Below are 15,344 nucleotides of genomic sequence, written 5' to 3'. Positions count from 1 at the left end.
CGCGCTTTACCTTAGCGCGGCCGTTTCTTGTTGAGCACTGGTCAAACATTGGCAGTGCCTACCACCACCTTTTCATTCGAACATGCTCGGGGTAGACCCCTGACATGGCTCTGAAAATCTCAAATCTGCCGGAACTTTATGCCCACGCATTCGATACTGTGATCGATGTGCGCAGCCCGGCTGAGTTTGCCGAAGATCACCTGCCCGGAGCTATAAACCTGCCCGTACTGGACAATGACGAACGCGCGCGGGTGGGAACGATCTATGTACAGGAAAGCCCGTTTTTAGCGCGTAAGCTTGGAGCGGCTTTGGTATTTCGCAATGCGGCGAACCATATCGAGAACAGCCTAAGCCATCACGAAGGAGGGTGGCGGCCTCTGGTCTATTGCTGGCGCGGTGGGCAGAGATCCGGATCGTTTACTTGGATGCTGCAACAGATTGGGTGGCGGGCAGAGGTAATCGATGGCGGATATCGCACCTATCGTCGTCTTGTTAACAGTTACCTTTATGACGATCCGCTACCGTTTCGGTTGGTTGCACTCGATGGCTATACCGGTACGGCCAAAACCGAACTTCTGGCGCATCTACAGGGCCAGGGCGTTCAGGTTGTAGATTTGGAAGGTCTTGCCAATCACCGCGGATCCTTGTTGGGCGAGATGCCCGGAGGACAACCCAGTCAAAAGGCATTTGAATCTGCACTGGCAGGAGCCTTTTGCGCACTGGATCCAAATCGACCCGTTCTGGTCGAAGCGGAATCCTCGAAGATCGGCAATCTGATCCTTCCCCCCAGTCTGTGGAACGCCTTACGAGCAGCACCGCGAATTCAGGTGAATGTTCCGATTCAGGCCCGGACGGCCTATTTGACCGAGGCATATGACGACATCCTATCTGATGCGGATCGACTGCGTGATCGTCTGAGCCCGCTGCGCTTTCACAGAGGTCACGAGATCGTGGATGGTTGGCTCGAATTGATTGAAGCCGGTGACAAACGCGCACTCACACAGTCTTTGATGGAGCAGCACTACGACCCGGCCTACACAAAGTCCCGAAGGGCTCAGAAGGCCGATATACTCGCCCAGATCGAGGTGGGGTCACTGGATGATGCCGGATTAAAGCGGGCAGCCTATCAGATTGAGGCCGTCCTTGATCAAATTTGAAGCGAAAGGCCCGGTGTTTCGGTGAGTTTGCCAATAGTCACCGCAGGGTAACCCGCTTCTCGCAACTCTTGGCAAATAATATCCGCCTGATCGGCAGATACTGCGGCGAGCAATCCGCCAGCAGTTTGTGGATCGAACAGAAGGTCCGCTTTGTTACCGGTCGGCAACTCAGGCGCGATTGCGCGATTGTCGTTGAAAATCGTTGACCGGATTCCGCTTTCCGCTAGCTCCAGTGCCCCATCCATCACTGGCACCGCATCGAGATCAATCACAGCCCCGCATGCTGAGGCCTCACACATCCCCTGGAGGTGCCCCACCAGACCGAAACCAGTGACGTCGGTCATCGCGTGAGCGTCGGACAATATTTGAGAGGCTTCGCCTTGCGGCTGAGCCATCAGGCTGAGGGCCTTCGCAACCCATGCACCATTGGCCTGACCCGCCATCTCTGCTGCCATCAGGACACCGCTACCCAATGGTTTGGTCAGGACAAGAACATCTCCCGGACGTCCTCCGGAGAGGGTGATCGGATCGGCGTCAGTCAGGCCCGTCACCGTGAAACCGATGGTCGTTTCATCACCCATTGAGCTATGACCGCCCACGATCCCGGCACCCGCATGCCGCATGATCTCATCGGCAGTGGTCATGATTTCTGCCATTGTACGTTGCTGCAGCTCAGGCAACATGCGAGGCAGAATGACGGTCGCCGTTGCCACTTGCGGTTTCGCTCCCATTGCCCAGATATCGCCCAAGGCATGAACCGCAGCTATCTTGGTCATCAGGACCGGATCATTTGTAAAACTGCGCAAGTGGTCAGAGCTGATGACCTGACGCATCCCTCCGGTTTGAACCAGCGCTGCGTCATCACCCGGTAATGGGGTGATGTCGGACCGTTCTGGTGCGGGCAGCGTATTCAGGGCTGAGCGCAGCGCATCGCGACCTACCTTTGCGCCACAACCACCACACATTGGTTTGCCCCCCAACGCTTCACGCACTCCGGCTGCGTGATTCCGAGGCAGGGGCGGAGCGGGCATCTCAGGTAAATCACGAAACTTGTTCATGAATTTCTGATCAATGTGGTTTTTCCATTTCCACATAACCGGGCCACTAAAGGATGTGCCCAGACGCTCGGCCAGCGCGGATTTGCCACCCAGGGAGATCAGTTTCAGATAGTCTTTTTGCGGCACATAGCCACGCATACGGCCTGACCCCAGCGCCGCGCGCAGATTGTTGAGCAGGATTGGGGCTTCACGCACGGCATAGACACCTGCCTTGGGACGCGGGTTTTCTGACAGATGCGCACAATCTCCGGCCGCGAAAATCGTGGGATCGCTCGACTGCAGATAGGGGTTCACCCTGATAAAGCCACTTTCCAGTTCAAGCCCGGTTTGTTTAATCCAGTCATAGGGACGGGCACCCGCTGCGCCGGTTACAAATGTCGCTGGTATCTGCCTGCCGTCTTCAAGCGCGATGTGATCCTCAGCAACGCGGCTAATACCTGCCTGTTCGATGAGTTCGACACCAAGCGCGTCCAGTGATTGCCTTATCGTGGCTGCGGCCTTGGCCCCGGTTGCCGCCAGTGCAGTTGCAATGTCGATCAATGTGACCTGTGCCTTACGACCGCGTTCACGCAGAGCGTGCGCCATTGCCATGACAAGCTCCACACCGGCCACCCCGCCACCTATGACGGCGACAGATGCGGCACCTGTGCCATTCAGGTATTCTGCCCATCTGGCTGCAAAAGGGCCAAGCGGTTTGGCTGGAACGGCAAACTCGGCAAAACCGGGCATCGCAGGCATATCAGAGGTGATACCCACGTTGACCGAAGCAACATCAAACGCAACGGGTGGACGACCCGCCACGTGAACCATACGCGTGTCTGTATCAATGCCTTCGACTGCACCCAGAATTACGCGTGCACCAGCAAACCGTGCAAGCTTGACCAGATCGATATCCAGTTCCCACCGCTCGTAGTGGCCTGCGACATATCCCGGCAGCATTCCGGAATATGGCGCCGTCGGACCAGGATTGATCACTGTAACCCGTGCGCCCGGCAAGGGGTTCATGCCCCATTTGCGCAGCACCAGCGCGTGAGTGTGTCCTCCGCCAATCAAAACCAGATCGCGGGTCAGGGGCAGCGGAGGTGTATGCATAGGTATTAGTTCGTACTGTGATCAGGGACGTCTTCGACCTGCTCGACCGCGTGGGTGGCCCAGAGCTCATCCTCGCCCGCGCCCGGCAAATCCTGTGGCTTTTCATGGCGATGAATGTGCCACTTGGCAATGAACAGGGCTGTGATCGGGGCGGTCAGGAACAGAAACAGCGTGATCAGCAGCTCGTGCAGCGACAGATGTTGTTCGATCAGAAACGAATGCAGGATTGATGCGATCAACACGCCGCCAACGCCAAGTGTGGTTGCTTTGGTGGGGGCATGCAGACGTGACATCGGGTCTTTCAACTTGATCATGCCGAAGGACCCGACAAAGCCAAAAATGCCTGAAACGATCAGGAAAAAGGCGATCAGAAATTCGAAGATGTATTCCATATCGCCCTCACTCGATGATGTTGCCACGCAGCATGAAGCGCGCGTAGGCAACGGTTGAAACAAAACCCAACATCGCGATGATCATGGCCGCTTCGAAGAATATCTCACTACCAAGCTGGATGCCGTAGAGGATCATAAGCGCAATGGTGTTGATGACCATTGTGTCCAGTGCCAGAACACGGGTGCCGACACCGTCTGCGGTAATGATCCGCCACAGACACATCATGATCGCAGCTCCGAAACAGGCGAAGGCGAAGTAGATGGCGTATTCGATCATTCGAAAATCTCCTTCAGGCGGCGTTCATAACGTTGTTTGATCTGGTCGCGCACTGCCTCGGGGTCGGGGGCGTCAAGGCAGTGCACCAGTAGATTATGCCCCTGGGCCGACAGATCACAACTGACAGTGCCGGGCGTCATGGTGATGGTGCCTGCCAGAACAGTGATCGCCTCGGGCGTGCGCAGTTCCAGCGGGATGCAAATCCAGTTTGGCTGACGATCGGCGTCGCGTTTGAAAAGGATAATCCGGGCAACCGTGATGTTGGCCATGACGATATCCCAAAGTACCACCAGGATATATTCAACCACCATCGGCCAGTTGCGCAATTTGGGGCGATCTGGCCAGTAAGGTTGCGTGATGAACGGAATGATGATCCCGAGTATCAGGCCGAAAACCAGAGAATTCAGAGACGGCGAATTCGCCAACAGCATCCACACCAAGGTCAGCAGAATGGTCAGATGCGGGTGGGGGAATATTCGATGCAGCAGCTTCATTATTCTTCCCTTCCCAAAACGGCCGAGATGTACTGTTCAGGGGTGAACAACTGCTCAGCCGTCTTACTTGTGTATTCCAAAGCGGGTCCGGCGAACAATGTCAGCAGGACAAGACCAAGAACAGCTCCGAACACCGATGTGAATGCCAGCCCCGGTTGTGGTTCAGGGGCGGGTAGATAGGGAATCTCTTCGTCATTTTCCGGATCATGTTCGGTATTGTGCTGAGCATCGTGGCTCTTCCAGAAAATCAGCGAACCCGCTCGTGCAAGACCCACGATGGTCACGAATGAGCCGATCAGGACCACCGCCCAGATGATACTGGCGTCCGGAGCGTCGCGGGATGCGTCCAGTACCAACAGCTTGCCGATGAATCCGGATAATGGCGGCATACCGGCCAGAGCAATTGCTCCGACAAAGAACAATGCAGAGATCAGACCGCTTTGCGGCATGGGAGGTTTTGGTGCGATAGCACCCCCCTGTCGTTCCATGACCATATCAGCCACAAGAAACAGCAGTGCGGTCGCGAGTGTCGAATGGAAGATGTAGTACAACGCTGCGGCCGTGGCATCGGGCGTGAACAGCGATATGGCGATCAGTAGGGTTCCCATCGACGCGATTGCGCAAAAGGCCACCATTCGTGCGATATGGCGTGAACCTAGAATACCGATTGTTCCGATTGCCAGAGTCAGCATCGCGGCAGGTTGCAACCACTCTCCTATCAACCCGTCAGTGACAGCGACGTCCGGACCAAAGGCCAGCGTATAGACCCTGAGGATCGAATAGGCCCCGACCTTGGTCATGATCGCGAATAATGCCGCCACTGGCGGAGGCGCGTTTGCGTAGCTGGCCGGCAGCCAGAAATGCAAAGGCAGAACAGCGGCTTTGATACAGAAGACCAGAAGCAATAGAACCGCACCAACGCGCAGCAAAGCGGTGTCCTCGGGTGGGATCTCGGCCACGCGAACAGCCAGATCCGCCATATTGAGCGTCCCGGTCACGGCATAGATGGTCCCCAGTGCAAACAGGAACAGTGTTGAGCCAAGAAGGTTATAGGCAACGTACTGCACCCCAGCTTTCAACCTTACCGAACCGCCGCCATGGGTCATCAGGCCATAGGATGCGATCAGCAGAACTTCGAAGAAAACGAAAAGGTTGAAAGCATCACCAGTAAGGAAGGCCCCACAGACGCCCATGAGCTGGAAATGAAACAAGGCATGGAAATGCTTGCCCCTGTCATCCCAGCCGGACGCGATGGCATAAAGAACAATAGGCAAAGCCAGCAGCGCGGTCAGCAAGACCATCATCGCCGACATCCGGTCCAGCACGAGAACGATGCCAAACGGGGCAGGCCAGTCACCGAGTTCATAGACCTGAATGTCGCCACCTGACGCCTGTGCGGTGATCGTCAGTGCGATCCCCAAGAGGCCAACGACACCGGCAACCGAGAAGATGCGTTGCAGATCCAGATGGAACCGCAGGACCATGATGATAAAGGGCGCCAGAATTGCGGGCAGAACGATCGGCGCAACGATCCAATGGTTCATGCGTCTTCTCCTGCGCCATCCACGCTGTCCTGCGCGGTCATGTCGATATGGTCATCCTTGGACGACAGATATGCGCTGAGCGCGATCATCACGATCACGGCTGTCATGCCAAACGAGATAACGATGGCTGTCAGTACCAGCGCTTGAGGCAGTGGGTCAGTGTAGGGCACATCTTCGTATTTGTTCAGAACAGCGGGAGCATTCAGAGCCAGCCGACCGGTCGCAAACAGGAAAACATTGACGGCATAGGTCAGCAGCGAGAGACCCAGGATCACGGGAAAGGTTCTGCGCCGCAGGATCAGAAAAATCCCGGCGGCGGTCAGAACACCAACGGCAGAGGCTACCAGCGCTTCCATCAGGCCTGCTCCTTCTTTTCTTGTTCTTCTTCAAGCAGATCATCCCGCAGCGGGTTGATATCCATCGGATATTCCTGCGCCATGCCCGGCTGCCAAGCAAAGCGGGACAGACTGTCGAGCGCCAACATGACAGCACCCAGAACCGCTAGAAAAACCCCGGTGTCGAACAGCATTGCGGTTGCCCACTCGAACTCTTCCAGTGGTGGCCAGTTGATGTAGCCGAAGTCGCTGGTCAGGAAGGGACGCTCGTTGAACCATGCTCCAAGGCCAGTAGCGGCGGCGATCAGCACGCCCCAACCGATGGTGCCATGGTAGTAGAACCTTTGCCGTTCGATAGCCCAAGTATAGCCGCTGGCCATATATTGCATCAGGAACGCGATCGCGACGACCAGACCGGCGATGAACCCGCCGCCCGGCTGGTTGTGACCGCGGAAGAAAATATAGGCCCCGACCATCAGCGCGATCGGCATCATCACACGAGTCACAACCACCATCATAAGCGGGTGCGAGTCGCCCGATTGCGGCCAGTGAGGTTTGCGGTTCAGCAGGTAGCTGCGAACATTCGTGCCCAGAACTGCCTCGGTAAGGGCAAAGATGATCAATGCGGCGATACCCAGAACAATGATCTCTCCGAAGGTATCAAAGCCACGGAAATCAACCAAAATCACATTGACCACGTTGGTTCCGCCACCACCCTTGTACGAGTTTGCAAGATGGAATTCCGAGATAGTCGGAAAGGCAAAATCGCGAAGCATGAGTGCATAGATCAGTCCGCCGGTACCGACACCTGCAATCACTGAGATAACAGCGTCACGCCAACGACGCGGTGCAGTGCTGTCCCACGGTGTTTCTGTTGGCAGAAAGTTCAGGGACAGCAAAAGCAGGATCATTGTCACCACCTCAACCGAAATCTGGGTCAGCGCCAGATCGGGGGCCGAGAGATAGTTGAAAGCCATCGAAACGATGAGGCCAACAACACCGATGAGGACCAGTGACAGAAGGCGATTGCGGTGGAACCACATGATCGCAAGCGTTGCACCGACAAGACAAACCCAGCCGATGATCGGAATGATGGGCGCCGGCAACGGTACGCGTGTTTCGATCCCGATCGTACCTGTGGAATAGGCATAGTAGCCCAGCCCAACAGTGAACGCGATCATGATGATGGCATAGCGGCTGATGACACCGTTGTGCAGCTCATCCGTGACCCAGCGGCTAAGCCCCGTCAGAGCTCCGATCACTGCGTCGAAGATAGTTTTCGCCTCGGGACGCGGCAGAGCATTCCATAGCTGTTCACCACGGCGATGCAATGACAGAAGGAACAAACCTCCCAAAGTTGCAACGACCGACATGTACAGTGCAGGCGTAAAGCCATGCCAGAGCTTCAGTGAGTAGTAGGGAAGCTTCTCACCGCCGATAACGGCACTGGAAACTACGGCTACAAGAGGGCCAACAATCGCGTTCGAGTAAAGCCCGATCAGTACGACCAACACGACAAGGAATGCAGGTGCCAGCCACAACCCGACCGGAGGATCATGCGGATGATGCGGATAATCATCGCGCTCTGGCCCGAGAAAGACATGGCCAACGAAACGGAACGAATAGGCAGCCGAAAACAGGGCGGCCAGCAGCGCCAGCCCAGGCACCAGATAGTGAGAGTTCAGCCAGGTCGTGTGAACCGTTTCCTCGAGCATCATCTCCTTTGACAGGAACCCGTTGAGCGGAGGCAGACCGGCCATAGACAGTGCCGCGATGATGCCGATGGTAAATGTAATCGGCATCAGGTGACGCAGTCCCCCCAGTCGCTTGATGTCTCGTGTCCCGGTTTCGTGATCCACGATGCCTGCTGTCATGAACAACGCAGCCTTGAATGTTGCGTGGTTGATGATGTGGAAAATAGCAGCGACCACGGCAATCTTGGTGCCAAAGCCAAGCAACATGGTCACAAGTCCCAGATGGGACACGGTAGAAAATGCCAGTAGCGCTTTGAGATCATCTTTGAACAGCGCGATCACCGCGCCGATCAGCATGGTGATCAGTCCAGTTGTGGAAACAATATAGAACCAGGCGTCAGTTCCGGCCAAAACGGGCCACATGCGCGCCATCAGGAACAGGCCGGCCTTAACCATCGTCGCCGAGTGCAGGTAGGCCGAGACCGGCGTCGGAGCGGCCATCGCATGCGGCAGCCAGAAGTGGAATGGGAACTGCGCTGACTTGGTAAAACATCCAAGTAGGATAAGGATCAGCGCAGGCAGGTAATACGGCGAAGATTGGATAAGGTCGCGGTTCTGCAAAATGACGCTCAGGTCAAAGGAACCCACGATATTGCCAAGGATCAGCATACCCGCAATCATTGCCAGCCCGCCAGAGCCCGTCACGGCCAGCGCCATGCGTGCACCCTGCCGTCCAACGGGCAGATGTTTCCAGTATCCGATCAACAGGAACGAGCTGAGGGATGTAAGTTCCCAAAAAACAAGCAACAACAATATGTTATCGCTTAGAACGATGCCAACCATCGCGCCCTGAAACAGCAGCAAATAGGTATAGAATTGCCCCATCGGATCTTCGCGCGACAGGTAGAAACGCGCGTAAAGAATGATCAAAAGACCTATGCCAAGGATCAGCAATGCGAACAGAAAGCCCAGCCCATCCAGCATGAAATTGGCATTCAGGCCAAGGCCGGGAATCCAGTCGAACCGGGCAGTTACCACACCACCACCCATCACTGTCGGGATGTGGATCAGCAGGCCTGCCAAAGCCAGGAAAGTCGTCAATCCTGCCGCTGATGAGGCGGCATTTCGTCCTGCGCGGATAAGCAGGGCGGGAAAGACAGCTCCGAGAAAGGGAAGGGCCGCGATAAGGAATAGGGACAAGTGCGATACTCCGGGGCTGGGCGGTCAAAGTGGTATTGATTTTGTAAGGATAATTCTTCGGCTGTCCAGCTATTGTAAGTTTTCGATGGGGTTCTAAGGGATTTACATGCCCCTCTTGATCTTTGGTTCACATGACAAGAACTTGATCCGAAACTGCCATCCAGTGGCAGCGCAAAGAACAGGTCTATGTTAGAACCTACGTGATTTGTAGGAGTGTGCAGCGTGACTGCAAACGTAAATCGAACAAGGCGTTGGGTTTTGATAGGCGGCGGAGTGGTCATCGCTGCAGGGTTCGCCATACGCGAATACCGGTTGATCCCGCCTGATTATACAGGCGGACAGATCACCGTTGCCGAAGCGCACAATCAAGCCACCAAGGGTGAGATCCTGTTGATCGATATCCGAACGCCACGCGAATGGGCTGCGACAGGTATCGGTGAAGGGGCCTATCCGGTCGATATGCGTCGTGAAGACTTTGAACAGGTCCTGGATCAGTTGAGTGATGGTGACCGAAACACCAAAATTGCCTTGATATGCGCACGCGGTGTCCGGTCTGCTAGAATGAGCAATCGGCTGACCGAGGCCGGTTTTACCAACATCATTGACGTGCCCGAAGGAATGCTGGGGTCCGTTGCAGGCCCGGGTTGGGTGCGGACCGGATTGCCGGTCGGGGCATACAAAGAGGATACGTGATGAGCAGAAAGCACTGGCTGGCATTGCCTTTTGTGTTTTTCGGACAGACAGCAATGGCCGATTGCGGAGCCCCTGAAGACATGTGCGAGACCGCATCCGGGGGTTACTTCATCGAACTGCCGGACACAGAGAACCCTCCGATGGTTGTATTCCTGCACGGATATGGCGGAAGCGGGACCGGGACGATGAACAATCGCGGTATGGTCGAACCTTTGCTGGCACGCGGATATGCGGTGATGGCACCCGAAGGCGCGCTGCGCAACGGCCGCAAAAGCTGGAATTTCTTCCCCGGCTGGGAAGGGCGCGACGAGACCGCGTTCCTGACCGAAGTCGTGCAGGACGCAGCCGAACGGTTTGGTGTTGATAGCGATCGGATTGTTTTGGGCGGGTTCTCGGCTGGCGGGTTCATGGTGAACTATCTGGCCTGCGCCGCTCCGGATACGTTTTCTGCCTATGCCCCTGTTTCCGGTGGTTTCTGGCGACCCCACCCGGAGGCTTGCGACGGTCCGGTGCGTCTTTTTCACACGCATGGATGGACGGATAATGTTGTCCCGTTGGAGGGACGCTTTCTGGGTGGCGGGCGTTTCCAGCAGGGCGATATTTTTGCGGGGCTCGAAATCTGGCGTGCAGCTAATGAATGCGTCGACAATCGCCCGGACGCATTTGGCACAACCGATCAATTCATGCGACGGAAATGGACCCGGTGCGCCGAGGGCAGCGCGCTGGAGTTTGCCCTTTTCCCCGGTGGACACACGGTTCCAAAAGGCTGGGCTGACATGATGCTGGATTGGTACGAAGGCTTACCCGGCAGTTAATTACTCTGCCGGGGTCATCACACCCTTGCCCTCGATCACCTTTTTAAGCTCATCACGATGACGGCGCGCCAGTCGTGTAATCGCAGGCTCGTGGAAGTCTTCACGCATGCCAACCATGCGACGCGCGGTGCCTGCTGACACGCCACTTAGTGCGGACAGAGGGATTGCCAGCGCCAGACTGATGGCGATCGGTGCAAGCCAGACAGAAACCAACCCGGCCATGATTCCAGCGCTCAACGCAACACCACTGACGGTTTCAAGCGTGTGGCAAAGGATAAGTGTTCGCAGACCATAAGTCCCGCCATCGCGTGCCTGTGGGGACCAGCCCTTTTGAATGCCTAAGGCAGTACGGAATACAGCGATCATCTGCTGTACCATCAGAATTGGCGCGTAGAGGATCGACAGGACCACTTCGGCAAGGAACGAGGTAAAGAAGCGTCGCCCGCCGCCGAAATCAGCATACCTCACGCCGCTGAGGGGCAGGGCGACGACGCCCAGTACCTTTGGAGCCAGCAGCATGGCGTACATGACCAGAATGATCAGGACATGACGCGTCTCGGTCATCTCCGGCCATTGCGGGAACAACGGATTGTCGGGGCTAAAATAATGCAGAACCGAAGCTTCTTTGCCCTGACCAATCAGCGCCCACATCACCAAAAGCGCAAACCACAGCGGGGACATGAGATAGCCGACCGCTCCGTGGAACATGTGAAAGCGGGACACTGCACGGAAACCGGCAGAGCCCAGCAATTTCAAATGCTGCAGATTGCCCTGACACCAGCGACGATCTCGCATCGCATGGTCGATAAGCGTTGGTGGCGTTTCTTCGTACGAGCCGCGAATGCGCGGCAGGAACCGCACACCCCAACCGGCGCGACGCATCAATCCTGCCTCGACAAAGTCATGGCTCATGATCAGCTTTTCCTGCCCGCTGAACGAGCGCAGCTTGGGCAGCCCCGCACAGTTGGCGAATGCCTTGGTCCGAATAATGGCGTTGTGGCCCCAATAGTTGCCTTCCTGACCGCACCAGCGGGCTAGACCTTCTGCAAATGCGATGCCGTAAACACCATTGGCGAATTGCTGCATCCGCGCAAAGACTGACTGGGCACCGATCAGCTGAGGATAACTTTGGATCAGCCCGGCACCGGGGTCGCGCGCAAGTGCATCAGTCAGGCGCGCAATGGCGCGCCCGGTCATCAGGCTGTCGGCGTCCAGAACCAGCATCGCGTCCCAGTCCGCACCCCAACGGCTGACCCAATCGGCGATGTTGCCAACCTTGCGATCGGTATTCTGTTCGCGACGGCGATAATAGAGTTCCAGATCCGGTGCCAGAGACGTACGCAGTGCTTCGATACTGGCCTGTTCCTGTGCGGCAATTTCAGGGTCGCGTGTATCGGACAGGATGAACATCGCGTATTGGTGCTGGCCACCGCGGGCGCGCAGTTCCTCAAGCATCGTTCGAGCATTGCCCAGCACAAACCAGGGGACTTCGTTGTAGACCGGCATCAGCAACGCAACTTTCAAGGGTTGCGAGCGTCCCTGCCGGACGGGTTGTTCCTGTCGGGACAGGGACACCATTCCCAGCAAAACTGTGCAGACCGTGAAGGAAATCCAGAAGAAATTGAATGAGATCAACGCGAGCAGGATCGCCTCGATTACATTTATTCCCTGGGCTCCGAACCAGTCGCTCATGACCCACAATAGGGCCAGCGTTGCCACCATGGCTGGTGAAAAAGCCAGTGCACGCCAGAACCCAGCAGACGCCTTTCCATGATTGGATGGTGCCTGTGCATCCCTAAAACCTGCACTGAAATTCTGTGCAGGCATCTGCAAGGGTGCCTCAGGTGGCATGATATGCAGGTCTTGGCTCATGAGGTCCATCTGTACAGCCAGACCTCTGAAGCCGGCTGTTTCCCAAGTCTCAGTTGTGCGCGTAGTTCCACATGATCCCGATCGCCGGGCTCGAATGAGAATGCCAGCCGCAGACCTCCGGTGTCTGGATTGCGTTGCAATACGCCATCAGACGTCTCGGCGTGTGGTGAATCGACGAAGATTGTCATCGCTTTGGGGTCTTCGAACAATTCGCTGGCCTCAAAGTCGATGACGGCAAGACGACCTTCGCCAAAGGTGTTCTCGCCCATCGCCGTATTGATGACCCTAGGCATCGCAGTGCGCTGGGGTTCTTCGCCCCAGATCAGGCGATAAGACATATCGACCTGCGAGCCAGCTGCATAGGGTTCTGCCGGACGCCAATAGGCAACGATATTGTCATAGATCTCTTGGTCTGCCGGAATTTCAACCAGTGTGACACTGCCCTTACCCCAATCACCCTTGGGCTCTACCCACAGGCTTGGGCGTTTGTGATAAAGCGCCTCAAGGTCGGCATAGTCCGAGAATTCGCGCTTGCGCTGCATCAGGCCAAACCCTTGCGGATTGGTATCGACAAAGGACGAAATCTGCAATCGTGTCGGGTTTGCCAGCGGACGCCAGATCACCTCACCTGCGCCATTGCTGATCAGCAATCCGTCGCTGTCGTGAACAGCAGGGCGAAAATCATCAAATCGGCTGTGGTTGGTCTGATCGTACAGAAACATTGACGTGCCGGGGGCAATTCCCACATGAGGCAGTTCCTCACGCGGAAACAAAGTGGCTTCGATATCCATAACGCAATCAGCACCGGCGGTGACGTCGAACCGATAGGCACCGGTTACGCTTGGGCTGTCCATCAGCGCATGTACAATCATGTTACGCTGCCCCGGTTCCGGGCGTTCCAGCCAAAAGCGAATGAATTCGGGGAATTCTTCACCGTCCGGGTCGCCGGTTTTCAGGGCCAGACCGCGGGCCGACAGCCCATAGACTTCGTGCAGGCCGATAGCGCGGAAGTAACTGGCACCTTGCCAGACGCAGAATTCGTCGGTTTTGCCAGGGCGGTGCATCTCGGTGCGCAGGCGCAGACCGGAAAAGCCCAGAGTCTCGTCCACCGGTAGTTGTGGTACATCTTCGGATTTGTCGAACATGGCCAGATCGAATTCGACCGGCTTAGTCATGCCGTTTTCAACGGTCGAAACCTGAACTGTACGCGGGAAGTACAGACCCGGCGTGAAGAAATCGATGTTGAATGGCGTTTCGGTTTCATACCACAGTGCCCTGTCCAGTCTGAACCGGATCGAGCGGTATTGCTGATAAGTCAGCTCCTGCCATTCTGTCGGTACCATAGCGCGTTCTTCGAACGGCCGGCTGGCAAGATCACGGGCCAGTGCGATGACATCATTGCGGTCAAAGGGCACCTCACCACCAGTTGCAAAGGTGGCCGGGGCAAGAAAAAGCGCCGAACTCGACGCGAGAAATGCGCGACGTGTTAAATTCATTTTTTAGTCTTCCAAGGATGTGACTTAAACCAAGCGGCCACATAGGCCACGCCGATGATCATGGCAAAGCCAATCATGTTGGCTGCGAAAACACTGGCAAAATCCCGCCCAGTCTGATCCAGGGCAACGCCGATAAGTCGTGCGGCTGCCATGGAAAATACGAAGACGGCAAGAGATTGCTGCCCGACTTTAGTGATCAGTTTCAGAACCAATTGCCAGACACGTGCGCCAGCGCTGTGACCCGTCGCGATCAGGCGATGTCCATGCTCGCCTGCTGCGACCCAGCCCAGATAGGCTAGTGACAGGAAGTGCATGTACCGGAACAGACCAAAATCCGTCTTATCGCGAAGCTCTGCTGTCAGGGGCCAGATTTTGCGGATCTCGGTAGCAAGATCAGGTGCGGCCGCCTGTACCCAAAGGAACACTTTCCATGACCCGAACGGGGCTGACAGGACCAGAAACAGGGCCGCTGCCCAGATCAGTGTTTTAGAAACCGGTGGGGCCGGGATCCAGCCGCGCATAAACGCAAAGCCTGTGAAAAACAGCAGTTGCCAACCGAATGGGTTAAAGAACCATTGGCGCTGGGACCAAGGTTCGGCAGGCAATGCCAACACACCTGTCTGCGCAACCAGCCAGATTGCGACTGATGTGACAGCGACAGCCCAGAAACCAATTCTCGACAGCCCCATGAACAACGGCATCATCGCCAGCACCACCAGATACATCGGCAGAATGTCAAAGTAGTTCGGGACGTAAGTGAGTGTGAAAATGCCCACCAGTTGCGGCATCGGGTCGTTGAAAAAATGCTGCAGATTCAAAGATGAAACATAGCTTTTTTCGAACACCCCCGAGAGGTCCAGTGCAGCCATTGACATGGCAACAAAGAAGAACAGGCCAATATGGGCCCAGTAGACTTGCCAGATACGGAAGGTTACGCGCGCAGTTCCCAGCCACCAGCCCTTGCGCAGGAAGGCGCCACCAAAGGCGATGGCAGATGCCATGCCCGAGCAAAAAACGAAGATTTCTGTTGCGTCAGAGAAACCAAAACGGGCTGGAATCCACCTGGCCCAGGGATCGTTGGGGATATGGGCGATCAGGATGATGAACATCGCGATACCGCGATAGAAATCCAGACGCGGATCGCGCGTGCGGGCAGGGGCTGCGGCCTGGGCCGCAACCGGTGCAAAATCAGAAGCGGGCGATGCTGTCGCCATACGGGTCTTCA

13 protein-coding genes are annotated in these 15,344 nt (G+C 56.2%); 3 read left to right on the top strand and 10 right to left on the bottom strand.

Translation table 11 applies throughout. From position 1 onward, the window contains the following. The first annotated feature begins 104 nt into the window (after nt 1-104). A complete protein-coding gene (gene mnmH, locus GOX61_RS15980; protein WP_170335294.1) occupies nt 105-1,157 on the top strand; it encodes a tRNA 2-selenouridine(34) synthase MnmH in 1,053 nt (350 codons plus the stop codon). Here mnmH and selD read toward each other — a convergent pair. The 7 genes from selD to GOX61_RS15945 are packed head-to-tail and all read right to left on the bottom strand — an operon-like array spanning nt 1,148 to nt 9,243. Beyond that, on the bottom strand, nt 1,148-3,307 hold the full coding sequence (gene selD, locus GOX61_RS15975) for a selenide, water dikinase SelD (RefSeq protein ID WP_170335293.1): 2,160 nt from the start codon (nt 3,305-3,307) through the stop codon (nt 1,148-1,150). The genes mnmH and selD overlap by 10 nt on opposite strands. Before the next feature lie 5 nt (nt 3,308-3,312). Further along, nucleotides 3,313-3,699 (bottom strand): Na+/H+ antiporter subunit G, encoded by a 387-nt coding sequence (locus GOX61_RS15970; protein WP_155151747.1) that lies wholly within the window; start codon nt 3,697-3,699, stop codon nt 3,313-3,315. A gap of 7 nt (nt 3,700-3,706) precedes the next feature. Further along, nucleotides 3,707-3,976 (bottom strand): K+/H+ antiporter subunit F, encoded by a 270-nt coding sequence (locus tag GOX61_RS15965; protein WP_155151743.1) that lies wholly within the window; start codon nt 3,974-3,976, stop codon nt 3,707-3,709. Next, nucleotides 3,973-4,470, bottom strand: a complete 498-nt coding sequence (locus tag GOX61_RS15960; protein ID WP_170335292.1) for a Na+/H+ antiporter subunit E — start codon at nt 4,468-4,470, stop codon at nt 3,973-3,975. Before GOX61_RS15960 ends, GOX61_RS15965 begins: the two co-directional genes overlap by 4 nt. Further along, nucleotides 4,470-6,014, bottom strand: a complete 1,545-nt coding sequence (locus tag GOX61_RS15955; protein WP_170335291.1) for a monovalent cation/H+ antiporter subunit D — start codon at nt 6,012-6,014, stop codon at nt 4,470-4,472. Before GOX61_RS15955 ends, GOX61_RS15960 begins: the two co-directional genes overlap by 1 nt. Continuing rightward, complete coding sequence (locus tag GOX61_RS15950) at nt 6,011-6,370, bottom strand: Na+/H+ antiporter subunit C (protein WP_155151734.1); 360 nt, start codon at nt 6,368-6,370, stop codon at nt 6,011-6,013. Before GOX61_RS15950 ends, GOX61_RS15955 begins: the two co-directional genes overlap by 4 nt. After that, nucleotides 6,370-9,243, bottom strand: a complete 2,874-nt coding sequence (locus GOX61_RS15945) for a monovalent cation/H+ antiporter subunit A (RefSeq protein ID WP_170335290.1) — start codon at nt 9,241-9,243, stop codon at nt 6,370-6,372. The genes GOX61_RS15950 and GOX61_RS15945 overlap by 1 nt, the downstream gene beginning before the upstream one ends. Nucleotides 9,244-9,465: 222 nt before the next feature. Here GOX61_RS15945 and GOX61_RS15940 point away from each other — a divergent pair, with 222 nt between their 5' ends. Continuing rightward, a complete protein-coding gene (locus GOX61_RS15940) occupies nt 9,466-9,936 on the top strand; it encodes a rhodanese-like domain-containing protein (RefSeq protein WP_367646973.1) in 471 nt (156 codons plus the stop codon). Continuing rightward, entirely contained in the window at nt 9,936-10,751 is an 816-nt protein-coding gene (locus GOX61_RS15935) for an alpha/beta hydrolase family esterase (RefSeq protein ID WP_170335288.1), read from the top strand. The genes GOX61_RS15940 and GOX61_RS15935 overlap by 1 nt, the downstream gene beginning before the upstream one ends. Here the strand turns inward: GOX61_RS15935 and mdoH are convergent, their stop codons facing one another. From mdoH to GOX61_RS15920, 3 genes are read right to left on the bottom strand one after another with little or no spacing between them, the layout of a single operon-like run. Continuing rightward, entirely contained in the window at nt 10,752-12,623 is a 1,872-nt protein-coding gene (gene mdoH, locus GOX61_RS15930) for a glucans biosynthesis glucosyltransferase MdoH (protein WP_170335287.1), read from the bottom strand. After that, a complete protein-coding gene (locus tag GOX61_RS15925; RefSeq protein WP_170335286.1) occupies nt 12,620-14,119 on the bottom strand; it encodes a glucan biosynthesis protein in 1,500 nt (499 codons plus the stop codon). Before GOX61_RS15925 ends, mdoH begins: the two co-directional genes overlap by 4 nt. Beyond that, complete coding sequence (locus GOX61_RS15920) at nt 14,116-15,333, bottom strand: OpgC family protein (RefSeq protein ID WP_170335285.1); 1,218 nt, start codon at nt 15,331-15,333, stop codon at nt 14,116-14,118. Before GOX61_RS15920 ends, GOX61_RS15925 begins: the two co-directional genes overlap by 4 nt. Nucleotides 15,334-15,344: the final 11 nt, after the last annotated feature.

The organism is Ruegeria arenilitoris (assembly GCF_013030265.1).
GTDB lineage: Bacteria > Pseudomonadota > Alphaproteobacteria > Rhodobacterales > Rhodobacteraceae > Ruegeria > Ruegeria arenilitoris_E.
Note: the sequence above shows the minus strand (reverse complement) of the source record. Positions and strands in the feature narration are given on the sequence as shown.